The sequence below is a fragment of the Streptomyces sp. NPDC021562 genome (assembly GCF_040640875.1).
Taxonomy (GTDB): Bacteria; Actinomycetota; Actinomycetes; order Streptomycetales; family Streptomycetaceae; genus Streptomyces.
The window spans coordinates 24,618-41,133 of the sequence record NZ_JBFACN010000028.1; the positions used below are offsets into that span (position 1 = coordinate 24,618).

Here is a 16,516-nt window from a genome sequence, read left to right on the forward strand (position 1 = left end):
CTGCAGGACCGTAGACAGTGTTACGACGCCGGGCTGATGGCGGCTCGGACCCGTGCGGAGGGATCCCGTAGAGGACGGCACGCGTCCAGGCCGTCGACGGTGACGATCAGGCTGCTTCAGAGTCAGAGTCTGCGCTCGAGAGCGGGCCGCGGAAGACGGATAGTGCCCGCCGTCGCTCCGTTTCCTCCTCGGTCAGCAGGATGTGCGGCATAGCCTGACGCAGGGTCGGCGGTGCCATCAGCGATGTGGTTATCGCCACCAGGATCGCGATGGTGTACGTGGTCGTAGTCAGGACGCCGACACGGAGCCCGACTGTGGCCACCACAATCTGGATCACTCCGCGGGCATTCATTCCGCCAGCGAGCGCCAGCGCCTCCCACCGGGTCAACTTGCTCGACAGGGCGCCCAGGTACGCGCCGGCGAACTTGCCAGCCACTGCGATCAGCAGCGCGGCGACAGCGGCGAGCAGCGGAACGGTGCGGGTGAGGACGGTCAGATCCACCCGGAGCCCCGCAGTAGCGAAGAACAAGGGCGCGAAAACCGACATCACAATGGTCCGCAGGGGGGCCAGCCGGGCGAGGTCCGCGGTGCTGACCGACCCGATGACGAGGCCACCTAGAAAAGCACCGAGCGCCGCCTCGAAGCCCATGGCCTGCGTTGCGGCGGCGCCCAACACGATGATCAAGACGGTGGTCGCGATCGCCGGCCCGTTCTCGGCTGACCGTTGTGAGCGCGTGAGGGCGCGGCGGACGAGCGGACGAGCGACGGTGGCAGACACCAGGATGGCCACCGCGAGAAGTGCGACCGAAGTCGCCACCGTCCCACCGCGCACGCCGACCGTGGCCATAGCGGAGACGATCGACAGCAGGAGCCACCCGATCACGTCGTCGACGACGCCCGCAGCAATCGTTAACTGTCCGATGTTCCGGTGCAGCAAATCCATGTCCGAGAGGGTTTTGGCGATGACGGGCAGGGCGCTCACGCACATGGCTACACCGACGAAAAATGCGAATGTCGCCCGGTCCGTCGACTCGCTCAGCAGCGAGTGCGGGGCCGCCAACCCCGCAGCTATCCCGGCGGCGAGAGGGGTTATCAGGCCGGCTAGACCCACGCGGAGGGCAACAGTTCCTTTGCGCCGCACGAGGCCGAGATCGACTTCCATGCCGGTGACACCGACGAGCAGCACCACACCGATCTGCCCGATCGCGTCCAGAAGATGGAACTGAGCGGCAGTATGGGGAAGCAGCCACGTGGACAGGTGCGGGGCCAGGTGGCCGAGGACCGTCGGTCCGAAGAGCACGCCGGCAAAGAGTTCTCCCACAACGGCTGGCATTCTCAGGCGGTTGGCCAGTCTCCCCAGCAAGAGGGCGGCCGAGAGCAGCAGGCCGACCTGCAAGAGGAAAACGAGCAGCGCGTGTGCGGCGATCGGCGGCGGTGGGGCCACGGCGGTCTCCCTGCGCGGCGAGGTCGATGAACGGCGTCCCGTGCCGCACGCAGTAGCGGCACCCGGTCCCGCCCCCAGCGTGCAGCGCAGTGCGAGACGCCGCTTCTCCCTGCGTGCCCAGCTTGATCAGGAAACCGTAGGGCCGTAGAGCGTGGTGGTGGCAGCCGTGCGCCCACCCCCACATTCGGCGGTGGCCAGAGCGGAGGGGCCCCGCCCTGGCCACCGCACGCTCAGGCGGGTGCAGTGGAGGGCGAGGGTCGCATGCCATGACTGGGGAACGGGGCGCACCCAAGTACACCGCTGTGCTGCGGACTTTGTCCTTCAGATGTCGGTGCACCGCTTCCGCCATGGGCAGCCGCGCGCGAACGAACCGTGGCGGAGAAGGGAGGCGCAGATGGTCGCTGGGCTGTCAGGTGGCGACGTATCCCTGCGTGACGATCTGCTTGGCAGCCATCTCGAAGTAGCCCGGGTCGTCGGGGAGGCCGGTGTTCAGACAGGTGACGTATCGGTTGTACATGCAGAATGCGGCCGCGATCAGCACGGTGTCGTGGATCTGAGCGTCATCGGCGCCGGTTTCCCTGGCCGCGGCGACGACCTCGGCCGTGAGGGGCTGTACCGACCTGCATACAGAGGCAGCGATATGCAACAGTGCCCTCAGCCGCGGGGTGATGGGCGCGGTGTCGGGATCCGCGAGCACAGCGTCGACGATCTCCTGGCCGCCTTCGATCTGGGCGGCGGCGAACGCACCGTGCGAACCGGAGCAGAACGGGGTGGAGTTGAGGTGGGATGTATAAGCAGCGATCAGTTCCCGCTCTCCAGGGGTCAGTGACAAGGGGGAACGCAGCAGAGTCTCTGCTAACTGGCTGAGCGGGGCTGCGGTGTCCGGTCGCTGGATCATCAGTCCCCGAATGCCGGGCTGATCGTTGTCGATGACGATGTGGGGCATGATGGACGTCCTCTCGTGGACGGAAATGCCTGACTGCGGCGCCCGCCCATGCTGCGCCCTCAACGAGCGTGAGGTCCACTCCCTGTGCGGAGCTGTTCTTGTAGCTACAGCGGCTGGATATGGCCCGGCTCAGACGGGAGCGCAGCCGCCGGCGGCCGAGCCGCATCCTGGCGAGGAGACTGCGTCGGTTTGAGATGACGGTCCAGCAGGAGGGCGTGCGAGGCGGCTGGTGCGTCCGCGCTTGATGCCCCTGAGGGGACCGGGGGAGGAGTAGCGGCAAGGCCGTCTGCCGTCGGGTCAACTCCCTGTCGCGGAATGCCCTGATCCGGTGATCTTTCGGGAAAATCTGCGGCTGACTGTCATACGGCAGCGCAGCTGGGTGCCGCAGCCACATGACGTCCTGCTGGCTGCGATGATGCCGAACGGGGCGCGGTTTGCGCCTGGGCGTCGGGCTGCGAAGTCGGTCCGAGTCCCTCTTGTCCGGCCAGAAGGCGCTTCCTATGGTGCGGCCTATGAGCCTCCCCACCGAGCCGATCGGCAGCATCCCCCGTCCCCGCGCCCTTCAGTTAGCCCTTGCCGAGCATGGACAAGGGCGTCTGGACGACGCTGAACTGACGAAACTTCAGGACGAGGCCACCGCCGACACTTTGGCACGTCTGGAGGAACTAGGCTGTCCGGTCCTGGTCGATGGCGAGCAGGCCAAGCCGAGCTTCGCCACGTATCCGATCGCGGGTCTGCCTACCCTTGATCCAGCAGGCGCGGTCATTCCCTTCGCCGACGGTCACAATCGGCAGCTGCCCTACCTGACTGCGGGGCCGTTCCGCTACCAAATCCGCGCGGAGACCTACGTGCGTAACGCCCGGCGCCACACCGACCTCCCGCTCAAGCAGGCGGTGATCGCACCTTCAGCGCTCAGCCTGCTGTACCCGAGTGAACCACTCGACGGCTACTCCCGCGAAACTTTCCTCCAGGATCTGGCTGATGAGGCGGAGGCCGACATCCGCGGTTGCCTCGACGCAGGTGCCCACGGTGTGCAGCTCGACTTCACTGAAGCCCGCCTCTCCCTCAAGCTCGACCCGAGCGGAAAGCTGCTGAAGAACTTCATTGAGCTCAACAACACGGTGCTCCGCCGCTTCAACGAGGACGACCGGCCCCGGCTCGGGGTACATACCTGCCCGGGCGGCGACCACGACTCGACCCACAGTCTGGACGTCGACTACGCGGACCTGCTGCCCGAACTCTTCCGGCTGGAGGTGGGCACGTTCTACGTCCAGTTGGCCAGTGAGGCAGATCCGGAGCGTGTGCTGGAGATCATCGCTGGACAGCTCCGGCCGGGTATCCGGGTGTTCGTCGGGGTGACCGACCCGATCGGCGCGACCGTCGAGACACCTGAAGAGGTATGCGACCGGGTTCTGCTCGCCGCCCGTTACATCCCCGCGGACCAGTTGGGCACGTGCGACGACTGCGGGTTCTCACCGTTCGCCGATGACACCTCCACCTCCCGCGACCTCGCTTTCGCCAAGATCGAAGCCCGGCTGCGGGGAACCGAACTGGCTTCCCGGGTACTGGGTCTGTGAGGCCTGCAGGTGAGCTGCCGGGTGCTGCTTTCCGACGGCCCGGTTGATGCGCGCCTCGATGCTCCCTGCAACTGCGGGAGCGGGAGCCAGCCGATGGTCACACGGAAGGATCGTCGTTGAGGGCGTGCAGGGTGGCCAGCACCGTCGCGCGGAGGGTGCTGGCGTCGGTTCCGGCTCGGGAGCGCAGGTTCACGCCGTATGCGAGCAGGGCCAGCAGTTCGGCGCTCGACGGCAGGTCCACCCCGTCGGCGAGCTGCCCCCGGGTGCGTGCCGCGACCAATGCCCTCTGCAGGGCGTCCCGCAGTTCCCCGTGGTGTCTGTCGAGGAGGGCGCGAACCTCCGGGTCGCTGGTCTCGGCTCCGGCGTGGGCGTTGGAGATGAGGCATCCCCAGCGGGCGAACTCGCCGACGCAGCGCGCCTCTACCAGGCTATCGAAGAACTCGGCTACGGCCGGCAGCCCCCGATCACTCCCGGCGAGACGACGGAACTCCGGCCGGGACCGTTGATCCAGGTAGCGGCCCAGTGCGGCACGGTAGAGATCCTGCTTGCCCCCGAAGGTGGCGTACAGACTGGAGCGGTTGAGACCTGTTGCAGTGACGATGTCCTGGATGCCGGTGGTGGCAAAGCCTTGACGCCAGAACAGGCGCAGCACGGTCTCCAGGGCTGTGTCCGGGGCGAAGTGCTTGATGTCCGGCATGCTCTACCCGTCAACTTGAAACGATAATTTCAAGATATACCCCACAGCCCCTGGCGCCGGACACCCTCGCCCACTAGTTTGAAACGGTCGTTCCAAGTTAGGTGCATGCCGACCGGAAGGCCCCGACACCATGACCACCCTAAACGCCGAGCTGCGCGCCTTCTACGAAGCCCGCCAACAGCAGATCCCTCCGGATGTACGAGAGATCATGCGCAAGGCCGGGCAAGAACTGAAGGCCTCCGGACAGGCCGATCGTGCTCTGCGCGCCGACGCTCACGCCCCGATGTTCGCCTTACCGTCCGCCACTGGCGGCCACCTGACGCTGAGTGACCTGCTCTCTCGCGGCCCCGTCGTGCTGACCTTCTACCGCGGCGCCTGGTGCCCGTACTGCAACATCACCCTGCGCACCCTCCAGCAGCACCACACCGACATCGCGCAGCGCGGGGCACGCCTGGTCGCCGTCTCACCTCAGATTCCGGACGAGTCACTCACGCTCACCGAAAAGCACTCCCTCGCCTTCGAGGTCCTCAGCGACGTCGGCTCCAACACTGCCAAACAGTACGGTCTCGCCTTCGATCTCCCCAGCGACCTCGCAGCCGTCTACGACAAACTCGGCTTCGACCTCCAGCGCGTCAACGATGGTCACCCACGCACACTGCCGATACCCGCCACGTACGTCATCGACCAGACCGGGATCATCCGCTGGTCCTACGTCAACGCCGACTACACCAGCCGCGCCGAACCCGCGGACATCCTGAAGGCGCTCGATGAGCTCAATGCAAACAGCGCCGCGCCGGCGCAGGGGGCTGGCCCCGTCAGCCAACAACCCGCTGCCGAGCCTGGTGCCTGAGGACGAACTGACCCACCGGACACGTTGTGTGCATACCCCTGGCAACGATGCCGGGCAACCAGCGTCCCCCGGCCGTTCGGGTGAGGCTCGCCGAATGGGAGAGCTATGGATCGGTCACGAAGTTCCACAGTGACGGGGTCAATATCCCCAGCCCGAAGTTTGAGCAGGATGGCCCCGCAGTGGCCCTGTCGGTCCCTTCTGCCAGCGTCCTGCCGGGTCCACCTTGGAATTCCTGCGCTCCGCGACTGAGAAGCAGTGGCGCGAGCCGGCACTGGGACACGAGGGCGTCTCGGTGTGGGAGTCCGAGCACGGGGTTGTGATTCCGGAGCCGTACCGGGAGTCTGATCGCCGAGATCACCAACGGGTCTTCCCTGGGACCGCCGGAAGATGACGGCCTTCTCCCTCTGGGCTGGCTCCCACCGGACTGGCCGTACGACAGGGACCGCGATCCCGCTGCCCGTTCCCGCTCCAGGAGGCCTGGGCGTGGGAAGGCGAACCCCTGGCCGACGGCCCTCACGAGAGGGTCGCCGAGGTCTTCAACCACGGCTCCACCGTGCTCGGCAGCGACGAGGCCTCTCCTATTGGGTCCCGATCATGACCGGGCCCCAGCGAGGCAGGGTCCGGGTAGTCACCGAGGTCGGCGCCTGCCCGTATCCGATGCCGGAGGCGGTCGGCTTCCTGGAATGGGTGCAACGCTGGCACGCCGGCGAGGGCTGGTGGCACTGACCACAACCCGCGCAGGACCCGACGCGCGATGAGGGCATCCGGCGCAAACACACGTATGAGCAAGGTGACGCTGCTTCTGGGAACGATCAGGCTGGCGAGTGACGAGGCACTGGTGTTGTCCGCTGACTTGAGAAGCTGCAGATGACGGACCTCGAGTGCATTATCGACGATACGACGGTCCGGACGGCAATCCGTCGCATCGCCAGGTCGCTGAACGAAGCCCTGCTGCAGCCGTTTCGCGCCCGACTACGACCATCTGCTGGAGTCCGCTCGCCAGCAACTTCGGCCGCAGAACCGACTGGCAGTCTGAACTCCTCACCTTCCCGTGGCGGGTTGAGGAGCGCATAGACCGCTTCGTGAAGCCACAAAGACGGCAACGAGAAGGCACCCCACCCCGATCTGTCAGGGGCGCGCCCGAAGAAGGATCTGCTGCAGCTCTGCGGTGCACATCATGTAACCGTCGGGGGTAGGCAGATGCTCCAGGTAGTAGGACAGATCCAGGCCCAGCGAGAACACCCGGACAGGGGTGCCCGCAATGCGTGCAGACTCCACCACCTGGCGGAGCGCGTCCATGACGGCCGGATGCCGGGTCCGATAGGTATCGGCTACCAAGTGGTTGCTGCGGTCGGCTGCAAGATAGAACTGCACCAGATCCTTTACACCCAGGAACAACTCACTGGCTCCCGCAGCGCAGATCGCCGAAGTCGCGTGCACCGCTGCAGGCGTTTCGATGAACGCCGACAACGGCACACCATCCGGCAACTCCAGATGCTCCCTGAGCTGGACATACTCCTCGTCGTCGGTGAGGAAGGGAGCCGACAGGCGCACCCGGTCCGCATCGTCACCGAGTCGTTCGCTCAAGCAGCCGAGTACTGCGTGCAGTGCATCCCGGTACGGGGCCGATCCGCGCAGCCAACGCGCGCCGTGCAGGCCCAGTTCCGGATTCGCTTCGACTGCGACCGTGGCCAGCTCGGTGACCTCGGCGGCGTGGTCGGAGCGGAGATCGAGAAGCCGTAAGATGAGCCGTTGGCCGGGAAGGAGTGCCTCGACGAAGGTGCACAACCGGTCTGCGACGGTCCGAGCGTAGACCGTGACGGCGGCCGGACCGCTGGCCAGCGCGTCCAGCGGGCGCAGCCGCGCTGCCAGGCAGAGGAACTCTTCCCGGATGAAAAAGGAGTCGACGCGTTTTGCGTCGGGCCCGGACGAGTTGATCGTGCGGATATCTTGCAGGTCCGCGATGACCGCACACGCCGAACCCAGATCCTCCGGTGAGGGCCTCCAGGCCTTTGCTCCGTGTTCGACGATTATTGACTGGGTGTCGAGATCCAGCGTCACTTCACCGACCAGTTCGGCGAGATCCGACTTATCGACCCGGAGCACAGGTATGCCCCTGCCGCGGCAGATCGATTGCATGTGGCCGGTCAGCCCCCCGGAAGAGCACACAACGGCCCGCGCCGCCACGATCGCGTCATACATGCCCGCTTCCAGGGACGGCGCGACGAGGATCGATCCCTCAAGAGGGCTTCTCGTGCGGTTACAGACACCTCGCAGGACCCGCTGGGTACCGCTGGTCAAGAGGGATCCCTGAATCCGGGTCCTGTTCAACTAGCCCTCCAGATCGTCGGTGTTCGCTATCCCCAACTGCCTGCGCAGCTGCCGTGGCGTCACAGTGACATCAGTGAGCCTTTCCACCGCAGTCCAGTGGATGAGAGCTCTGGTCAGCTCGTCGTGCCGGAACGCGCCGGGGGAAAAGGTCGGGGTTTCGTCCATGGTTCGGATGCGGACGGCCAGCCGGGATTCCAGCAGTTCTCGCTCTTTGCGTGATTTCGCGACCAACCTTCTCACCTCTAGGTTCACAGCTTCCTCGAATTGAGCCCGGGCCGCTTCCTTCATATTGCTGACACAGAGCTGGAACTGATCATGGAATTTGGTCCAATCCTCCTGTGACTCCACTTCTTCGACCGCGCGCGCTGCAACCACGATCGACTGGTTCTTGATGGCAGCGAGATTGAAGGTGAAAGCTCCGACGCGGCCGTTGCGCACCATCTCGTCGCCCTCGCGCAGGGGGCCAACGGCTGAGATCTGCCTGACCGGCCGTCCCTGCAGGTCCAGCAGCGTTCCGTATTCGTCGACCTCCAAGCCGCGTCCGGTGCGCTCCTGGGGCATCGCGGTTCCCTTCTGCAGGAGATTCCGCCAGAGCGGCTGACCGACTCTTCGGTAGTCCCACTCCCGGCTGAAATTGGACACCACCAGGTCGGCCTCGAGGGCACGTTCACCTTCCGGGGTCGCGACCCGAAGAGTCAGCCGTCCGGAGTCTGCTGGCGTGATCTTTTCTACCTTGCCGACCACCAGCCGCACCCGTCCGTCGGCCGGGTGCATGGCTTGCTCGATGATCGCCATCGTGTGCTCCACAGCGCCCACCCTGAAGGAGGCGAGTGCGGTGCTGAATTCATCGAGCAGGCCCTGCAGTTCCGCAGAAGGTATCTGGGCGATGGCTTCGGGCAGGTGTGGCTCCCAGGCCTTGGCTACACGCTCCGCGACCACAGCCGGGTCGATGTCCGGGTGTTCCCGTCTGATCGTCGCGCACGCCGTCTCCCACTCCGCCCGGACCCGGCCCAGGAAGTCCTCGCGGCCCTGGTACGGCTCGAGCAGAGACTTCGGACAGGGAAGACGCACCACCCCATGCTCGTGACCGCGGGGGTACGTCCGGAAGATCGTCCCGGTTTTCGAGAGGAGATAGATCGGCCCGAGGTGGCCCTGGCGCAGCAGCAGACCCGCCGAGTCGTACGCGCTGAGCGTGGAGCCGACGATAGCAACGGTCGCCTCCGGCGACAGCGTGGTGAGCTTGCTGACACCCGCTGCCGAGAAGGGGTTGCGAACGAAGGCCGGGTGTCCGAGTGCTTCAGCCGCGAAGGGCGGTTCTCGAAGCTCGAGCCCGGTCGCAAGAACGACGTGATCGGCGAGAATCACGGCTGGTTCCGATCCGCGCCAGGCCGGAAGACCGCTGCCTGGCGGTGCGGACCATTGTCGTACGGTCACCTCGGCTCCCGAAGGGCACGGCTCCACGTCGGTGGCCTCGCCATCCGCCTCGACGAGTACGACGCCGGGACAGGCCTGTCGGGCGGCCGTTGCTAGCCGGTCCATCAGATAGTTCTGGAAAATGCGCCGGGGCGCCGGGCCGTGTTCCACGAACTCGAAGTCGTCCCAGGGAGCCGGCCAGTGCCTGCGGTCCGCTTCGTCGTTGGCCCAGCGAATGAAGTCCAGGACGTCCTCCCGGAAGACTGACATCCGGCCGGCCTGGATGTTGAACACATGGCCCCAGGGGTTGCCGTCCCGGTGGTAAGCGACACCTGCGGACCGGTAGTCGGGACGCCGCTCGAGTAGGACGATCTCCAACGGCTTGCGCGCGAAGGAGAGCAGGCGGATCGCCGTGGCGGTGCCGGCCAGACCGGCACCGACGATGACCACCCTGGGGCGTAAGCGTGGTCGACTCACAGTGGGAACCTCCCCGTTGAGCGATGAGGCCCGGTGGTGCTTGGCCAAGCCGGGCACGATGTTTGTCTGGCAGCGGCTGTGCAGGTACGCGTGTGTCCGTGCACCCGCCTCGACGGACAAGGTAGAGCGCGAAGCCGCAGGTTGTTCCTGCGGCAAGTCCTCTGTTCTCCGTCCGGTTCTGCGTCCCGGCCTGAGGCGGCCGACGTGGGGTCCGGGTGAGATCGGGTGGGTGCGGGCGGTGTTCTTCCAGGTCGCGAGTGGGGACAGTTGGTTGATCATTCCCTGTTCTGCGCGCTGCGCACACATTCTTTATCGATTGACCAAGATCTATCTTGACCCACGGCAGATCACCATGGGACGATTTGTTCGTCGATCGACAAAGAAAGTTGGCCCGGTCGTACAGAACTCGCCTGCGTGGCCAATGTCGGCGAGCGGGTGCAGGGCCAGAGGCAGGCCAGGCTGCCCACCACCGCACGCGACAGCACCTGACAGGGGAGAAGAACAATGAGTCTCGAAGGCAAGACCGTGTTGGTGACAGGGGCCAATCGTGGCATCGGAAAAGCGCTGGCCGACGAGGCCCTCGCGCGTGGGGCCGCGCGGGTCTACGCCGGCACCCGCCAGCCTCTGACTCACACCGACCCGCGGGTGACGCCCCTGACGCTGGACATCACCGATGCCGCGCAGATCCAGGCGGCGGCCGAGCAGGTCGAGTCCCTCGACGTCCTTATCAACAACGCGGGCATCATGCTGCCCGACATCCCGTTCGACCCGGCCGTCCTCGAACGCCACATGGCGGTCAACTTTCACGGCACCAACGCCGTGACGCAGGCTTTCCAGGCCGCCCTGATCCGCTCCGGCGGATCCATCATCTACATCAACTCGGCAGCCGCACTCTCGCCCCTGCCGCCCTTCGCGTCCTACTCGATCTCCAAGTCGGCACTGTTCTCCCTGGCCAGGACGGCACGCGCGTTCCTGGCCGGCCAGGGCGTCACCGTGTACACGGTCCTCGCCGGCCCCATCGACACCGACATGACGCGCCAGCTGCCCATCCCCAAGTCATCCCCCGAAGCTGCCGCCCAGGCCATCTTCGACGGGGTGGACAAGGGCGAGGAGGACATCTTCCCCGACGCCACGATGGCGCCCATGGCCGACATGTGGCGCAACAGTCCGGAGAAGATCCTTGAGCGCCAGTTCGCCGAACTCGCGCAGGGAGCGCCCCCCGCGTGAGCTGGTGACACCCGCACGGAAGGCGGCGTGCCATAAAGCCCGGACCGCCCCACCCCCGGGGGCGGTCCGCCCCGTCCCCGGACAACCACGGGGTGGATACACCGATCCTTCCCGAGATGCCTCTGCCCGCTGGCCGTGCAGGCCCGCGAAGCGGGCAAGGAAACGGGTGGACCAGTTGCGACGGGTCCGGCCCACCGAGGGCGTGCACGTCAACGGCAATGACCGTGCAACGTCCAAGCCCGGCACCGGATCGACGACACGGCGCACTACCAAGGCGGTTGCACATTTCCAGGACGCAGGCGTAGCCGCTCCGAAGCCCGGGCGCCATGCCGGCGGCCCACACCGGGTGTGCGTCGACGAGCTCATGACATATCTGCCAAGTGAGCGCTGCCCTGGCATAGGCAACGGCGCATACGCTCGGATTTTGATGACAATGGCAGGGAACGGGCGTGTGCCGTGCGCCCCCGAAAGTGACCGGCCAACCGTCCACCTCATCGTGGACATCCGACCCCACTGCAACTGCCCAGGAAGCCGGGTGCGTTCCCACCGCCTGTCACCGCTGGGCTAATTCCATCGGCGCAGTCGCGTGGCAAGACGAATGCACACGGTGCACGTCCGTGGCCCCAGCAGGGGCCTTGCAACCACTCCTACGCATCCATCTCAGCGCAACGTTGCGTCAGCACCACAAGCAACGCAGCAAACGGGGGGAACATGAGATTCAGTCCTGCACTGGCGACGAGAAGAAACGAAAGCCAACCAGGGTGGTGGCGCCTTCGAGTCGGGGCCCTCTTCACGGTACTGGTCTTGGCGGCAGCGACGCTCTACGGCCTGCCGATGACCGCCGCGGCCGCAGCCACGACGGCGACACAAACGCAAGACTGGCCGATGTTCGGCCAAAACCCCAACAACACGGCGAACGCCCCGGACGGTCAGAACAGCCAGATCACGACTACCAGCGCCGCAACCCTGGCGAAGAAATGGACGTTCACCACCGGCGGCGACATATCAGCGCGCGCCGCCGTGGCCGGTGGCACCGTGTACTTTCCCGACTGGTCCGGGCACCTGTACGCCGTCAACGCCGGCAACGGCCGACTCAAGTGGTCCCGGGACATCCTGACGGACTATCTGTCGGGCGTCTTCACTGATCCTCCGGCCAAGGTGGTTTCCCGCACCAGCGCCTACGTCGACCAGAGCACCCACACGCTGTACATCGGCACCCAGCAGGGTGCCTGGCTCCTCGCCATCGACACCACCAACGGCGCTCTCCGCTGGAAGACCCAACTGGACAGCCACCCCTACGCGATCGACACCGCGTCACCGATCGTCTACCGGGGCGTTCTCTACGTCGGGGTCGCGTCGACCGAAGAAACCGCGGCCGACAATCCCAGCTACCCCTGCTGCAGCTTCCGCGGCAGCGTGGTCGCGTTGAACGCGAGCACCGGTGCCGTGAAGTGGAAGACCTTCGTCGTACCGGCGGGATACACCGGCGGTGCTGTCTGGAGCAGCACAATCGTCCCGGACCCAACAAGGGGTGTCGTCTACACCACCACGGGCAACAACTACAGCACGCCGACTGCGCCCGCCTACACGGCCTGCATCAGCGGCGGCGGCACCCAGGAATCGTGCCTGTCCCCGGACGATCATTTCGACTCTGTCGTCGCATTGCACATGACGGACGGGACGGTCGCATGGTCGCAGCGCCTGTCCAGCGGCGACGACTGGAACCTGGCGTGCCTCTCAGGCAGCCCAGGACCGAACTGCCCAAACCCGGCCGGCTCCGATTACGACTTCGGCAGCGGCGTCAACCTCTTCACCGTCCAAACGGCCGATGGCCCTAAAACTCTCCTCGGCGCCGGCCAAAAGAGCGGTATTTACGCAGCCTTCGACCCCGACCACAACGGTGCGATGCTGTGGGCGACCCAGGTTGGTCCGGGCGGACCACTCGGCGGAGTCCAATGGGGTTCCGCCACCGACGGGAACCGGATCTACGTAGCCATCTCCGACTACCAGGGCCAGCCCTACACTCTCCAGCCGTCCGGGCAAACAACCAGCCACGGCTCATGGGGCGCACTGGACCCGGCGACGGGGAAGATTCTCTGGCAGACCCCAGACCCCGGCGACGCCTCGGATCAAGGGCCGCTGGCCGTGACCAACGGCGTCGTGTTCGCCCCCTCGGCAGCCGGCGCCGGCAACAATATGTTTGCCCTCAACGCCGCCACAGGGGCCATCGTCTGGCGCTTCGCCTCGGGCGGATCCGTACTGGCTGGAGCCGCGATCGCTGACGGCACCGTCTTCTGGGGCTCCGGATACAGCAACCTCCCCGGACTCACCGGCAACGACAAGTTCTACGCATTCCAGCCCTGCGCCACGCAATGATCATGACGGCGTCACCCCGTGAGGGTCACCGGGCGGCCCCGACTGAAGAGGGACATAAAAACGATCACCCCCTTCGGCCGGCTGCCTCCTGATACTCGGCTAATGCGACGCCCACTGCGCAAATAGCTTCCGACGTCAGAAGGCGGCTTCGGGTCCCGGTGCCCAGCTAGGCCGGGACCCAAAGCCGCCCTCAGCAGCCATTGACCGGACCAGAACTTTCCGTCCGTCGCGCTAATGCTCACCGCCAGCCGCACTGCGACTGCCACCACAAGCGACCACTGACCTGCATGAACCTGTGACGACGACAAACGTGCCACAGGCAACGACGTCATGATCGCATCTGCGGCCAGGCCCACTGGCCCTGAGTACTGCCTCTGACGGCAACCTGGCAGCGCACGCGCTGCGACCCAGGGCGATCCTGCATGCCGCCACGGAAAGCCCTGCCGATCGACCCGACCCTGCCGGATGCTGGCGCACTGACATAGTCCCGCGCGCCATTCCAGGACCCGTCGCAGCGCATGCATGGACGCGGGAATGCTCGCGGTGACCGCCTTCGTTTTTTTATCGAACGACCAAGCATGCGTTCACCGCTCAACCGCAGGTCAAGGTAAACTCGATCGAACAGCAAACATGAGGAAAAGGCACGCCCATGGCCACTCGCGGCAGGCCGCGCACGTTCGACCCAGACACCGCGCTGCGCCAGGCCCTGATCCTGTTCTGGGAACGAGGCTACGAAGGAACGTCACTCAACGACCTGGCCGAAGCCATAGGGATCGCCTCGGCCAGCATCTATGCTTGCTTCGGAACCAAGGAAAACCTGTTTCGCCAGGTCATGGCTCTCTACGGCACAACCTCAGGCGAGCCGCCCCGGCGCGCACTGCGCGAGCAGCCCACCGCTCGCGATGCGATCAAGGCCATGCTGCGCGCCACCGCGGACGAGATCACTCGCCCGGACACGCCCACCGGCTGCATGCTCATCCTGACTGCGCTCACTGGTCCGGTGGAGAACCGGGGAGTTCGGGAGTTCCTCGCCGCCCTGCGGCGCAACATGCACGACACCATCAGAGACCGGCTCGATCGCGGAATCACCGACGGCGACCTCACCACCCCCCCGGCCCGCCTTGACGCCATCGCGCGCTACTACACCACCGTGGTCGAAGGGCTGTCTGTCCAAGCCCGCGACGGCGCCACCCGTGACGAGTTGGAAGAAGTCATCGTCTGCGCGACGGCCGCATGGGACGCCCTCGTCGCAGCGCCGCCCACCTCCAGATCAGAGCTGAAGCCCTCACCGTCTGAACAATCCCACCTCGTACCGTCAGATCCGACGCCCGCACCTGTGAACGCAGCCTGACCTTCGAGACGCTCTGGACCGCCGCGGCTGATGCCATGCCAAGGGCCCGCACCGACTGCGTTCGCCACGGGCCGGCCGGAGAATACTGCCCGCGATCTCGATAGTCACAGACCGGCACTGACCCCCTCTCCACGGGCTCGCCCGCGCCGTGGCGTCGCGCTCCTTCGGCGGCCTTCAGCTTCTCTCCCCCGCGGGACGTGTGGAGGAGAAGCTTGGTGAAGTACGTGTCGTCCTCGGTGACGATCAGGTCCGCAGCCTTGCGTGGTCTTGATTGCCCTGCAACGGTCCGTGGCCAGCGCTCCTCGCCGACCTGGCCGGGCTTGACGTTCTTTGTCGAACCATCGTGCCGTGAGGATCTGGGGCAGCTGCCCCGCTGCTCGACAGGGCCGGGGGAGCCTGCATCATGACAGCCCACGGGCAGTGGGAAATTGGCGCAATCCGCCACCATCGGTCGGTGTCACCGACCGCAGCGAAAACGTTCCCTGCGCACCTTATGGACTGGTCCCCGGCCGCCTTCATATCTGGTCAGGTCCCCTTCGGGGGAGAACCGAGAGGGACGGGCCAGCCCTGCGGGCGCAATCGGCCGGGGTGCTGCTCGGCAGCCGACGGCGCGTATGGCTGGCGTGAACTGAGCCTGTAAGAAGCCGAGTTGGCGGCGTTCGGATGTGTCGTTGTCAGTGGCAGCCGCCAGCATGGTGTGCGACAGGGGACGTGACGACCATCTGGGGGGGGACCACATGCCGTTCGTGCGGCCGTACGTACGCTCCGACGGGACGCCGGTGCGCGGACATACCCGGTGGGCGCCGGGTGCGCGCCGGGAACTGACCATCTTTGCCTTCGCTGCGCTGGTGGTGCTCGGGTACGGCAACAGCGCGGATGCCGGTGATGCATCCGGTGCCCGGCCCCAGCCTCAGGCTTCCTACCCGGTCCGCTATAACCGTGCCGGTACCGGCGAGCAGGGTCGTGCGGTGCCGAGTCCGACCGTGTCGTATCCGATCAGGTTCGACACCCACGCGCCCCGCAAGGCTGTGCCTACGCCGACCGTGTCGTACCCGATCGACTTCTCCCGCCTGGGAAGTGGACGGTGACCCGGCGCCAGCCTGCCCGCCGGTCGCGCCGCAAGCAGCAGGACGACATCCCCTTCGTCCTGGTGGCCGTGATCGCGGCAGGGGTGATCGCCCTAGTGGTGGCCGTGGTCCACTGGCTGCTCGTGCACTGGTGGCTGCTCCTCGCGGCGGCTGTTCTCGCCGTCCCGGCTGGCATCGTGTGGTGGCGCCGGCGCGCAGAGCGCATGCGCTGGGAACAGGCACGGGCGCGCGCTCTGCGCTACGGCCTGGCTCAGTTGGACGCCCTGTCCCACCGTCAGTTCGAGTTCGCGGTGCGGGACCTGATGCTCCGGGACGGCTGCACGGATGCAATCCAGGTCGGCGGGCAGGGAGACCTGGGTGCGGACGTGAAGGCGACCGACCCGCTGGGGCGCCGGTGGGTGATCCAGTGCAAACACCGCCGTGGTGGCGAGCGCGGCGCCGCGGTGGGCACCCCGGAGTTGCAGGTCCTCAACGGCACGGGCCGCCCAGTTCACCGGGCCGATGTGGTGGTGATGCTGACCAACGGCAGGATCACCCAGCCCGGCCGCGCCTTCGCCCGCCAGCAGCGCCTCCACCTCGTCGACCGCCAACTGCTGGGAGCCTGGGCGTCACAGGGCCGGCCCCTGTGGGAACTGCTACCTGCGCTTCCCGCGCCCCGCAGGCCCTCCTCGCTCTCCTGACCGGATCCCCCGAAGGCGCCACCGCTGCACGCCACAGACCCTGAGGACTCGCTATCCGC

The 16,516-nt window shown here is 66.3% G+C and carries 12 protein-coding genes; 7 read left to right on the forward strand and 5 right to left on the reverse strand.

The features are described from left to right. Positions 1 to 106: 106 nt before the first annotated feature. Positions 107 to 1,444: a cation:proton antiporter gene (locus AB0G52_RS33115; RefSeq protein ID WP_361341521.1), complete on the reverse strand. Its 1,338-nt coding sequence runs from the start codon at positions 1,442 to 1,444 to the stop codon at positions 107 to 109. Positions 1,445 to 1,853: 409 nt separating this feature from the next. Beyond that, on the reverse strand, positions 1,854 to 2,390 hold the full coding sequence (locus tag AB0G52_RS33120) for an alkylhydroperoxidase (RefSeq protein WP_361341524.1): 537 nt from the start codon (positions 2,388 to 2,390) through the stop codon (positions 1,854 to 1,856). Positions 2,391 to 2,902: 512 nt separating this feature from the next. On the opposite strand from AB0G52_RS33120, the gene AB0G52_RS33125 reads away from it, so the two are divergent. Next, a complete protein-coding gene (locus AB0G52_RS33125) occupies positions 2,903 to 3,967 on the forward strand; it encodes a cobalamin-independent methionine synthase II family protein (protein WP_361341527.1) in 1,065 nt (354 codons plus the stop codon). 97 nt (positions 3,968 to 4,064) lie between these two features. Here AB0G52_RS33125 and AB0G52_RS33130 read toward each other — a convergent pair whose 3' ends face one another. Beyond that, complete coding sequence (locus tag AB0G52_RS33130) at positions 4,065 to 4,664, reverse strand: TetR/AcrR family transcriptional regulator (protein ID WP_361341530.1); 600 nt, start codon at positions 4,662 to 4,664, stop codon at positions 4,065 to 4,067. 130 nt (positions 4,665 to 4,794) lie between these two features. Here AB0G52_RS33130 and AB0G52_RS33135 point away from each other — a divergent pair, with 130 nt between their 5' ends. Continuing rightward, complete coding sequence (locus AB0G52_RS33135; RefSeq protein WP_361341533.1) at positions 4,795 to 5,514, forward strand: peroxiredoxin-like family protein; 720 nt, start codon at positions 4,795 to 4,797, stop codon at positions 5,512 to 5,514. A 594-nt stretch (positions 5,515 to 6,108) separates the two neighbouring features. After that, entirely contained in the window at positions 6,109 to 6,240 is a 132-nt protein-coding gene (locus tag AB0G52_RS33140; RefSeq protein ID WP_361341536.1) for a hypothetical protein, read from the forward strand. A 402-nt stretch (positions 6,241 to 6,642) separates the two neighbouring features. On the opposite strand, the gene AB0G52_RS33145 is transcribed toward AB0G52_RS33140, so the two are convergent. Both AB0G52_RS33145 and AB0G52_RS33150 read right to left on the reverse strand, forming a co-directional pair. Further along, complete coding sequence (locus tag AB0G52_RS33145) at positions 6,643 to 7,845, reverse strand: putative PEP-binding protein (RefSeq protein ID WP_361341539.1); 1,203 nt, start codon at positions 7,843 to 7,845, stop codon at positions 6,643 to 6,645. Beyond that, positions 7,846 to 9,708, reverse strand: a complete 1,863-nt coding sequence (locus tag AB0G52_RS33150; protein ID WP_361341542.1) for an FAD/NAD(P)-binding protein — start codon at positions 9,706 to 9,708, stop codon at positions 7,846 to 7,848. A gap of 531 nt (positions 9,709 to 10,239) precedes the next feature. Here AB0G52_RS33150 and AB0G52_RS33155 point away from each other — a divergent pair. The 4 genes from AB0G52_RS33155 to AB0G52_RS33170 all read left to right on the forward strand — a co-directional run bounded on the left by AB0G52_RS33155 (position 10,240) and on the right by AB0G52_RS33170 (position 16,457). Further along, the gene (locus AB0G52_RS33155; RefSeq protein ID WP_361341545.1) at positions 10,240 to 10,962 is read left to right on the forward strand and encodes an SDR family NAD(P)-dependent oxidoreductase; all 723 of its coding nucleotides are present in this window, start codon (positions 10,240 to 10,242) and stop codon (positions 10,960 to 10,962) included. A gap of 804 nt (positions 10,963 to 11,766) precedes the next feature. Continuing rightward, a complete protein-coding gene (locus tag AB0G52_RS33160) occupies positions 11,767 to 13,338 on the forward strand; it encodes a PQQ-binding-like beta-propeller repeat protein (protein ID WP_361341548.1) in 1,572 nt (523 codons plus the stop codon). Positions 13,339 to 13,987: 649 nt separating this feature from the next. Beyond that, entirely contained in the window at positions 13,988 to 14,689 is a 702-nt protein-coding gene (locus tag AB0G52_RS33165) for a TetR/AcrR family transcriptional regulator (RefSeq protein ID WP_361341551.1), read from the forward strand. A 1,084-nt stretch (positions 14,690 to 15,773) separates the two neighbouring features. Beyond that, complete coding sequence (locus AB0G52_RS33170; protein ID WP_361341554.1) at positions 15,774 to 16,457, forward strand: restriction endonuclease; 684 nt, start codon at positions 15,774 to 15,776, stop codon at positions 16,455 to 16,457. The last annotated feature ends 59 nt before the right edge of the window (positions 16,458 to 16,516 follow it).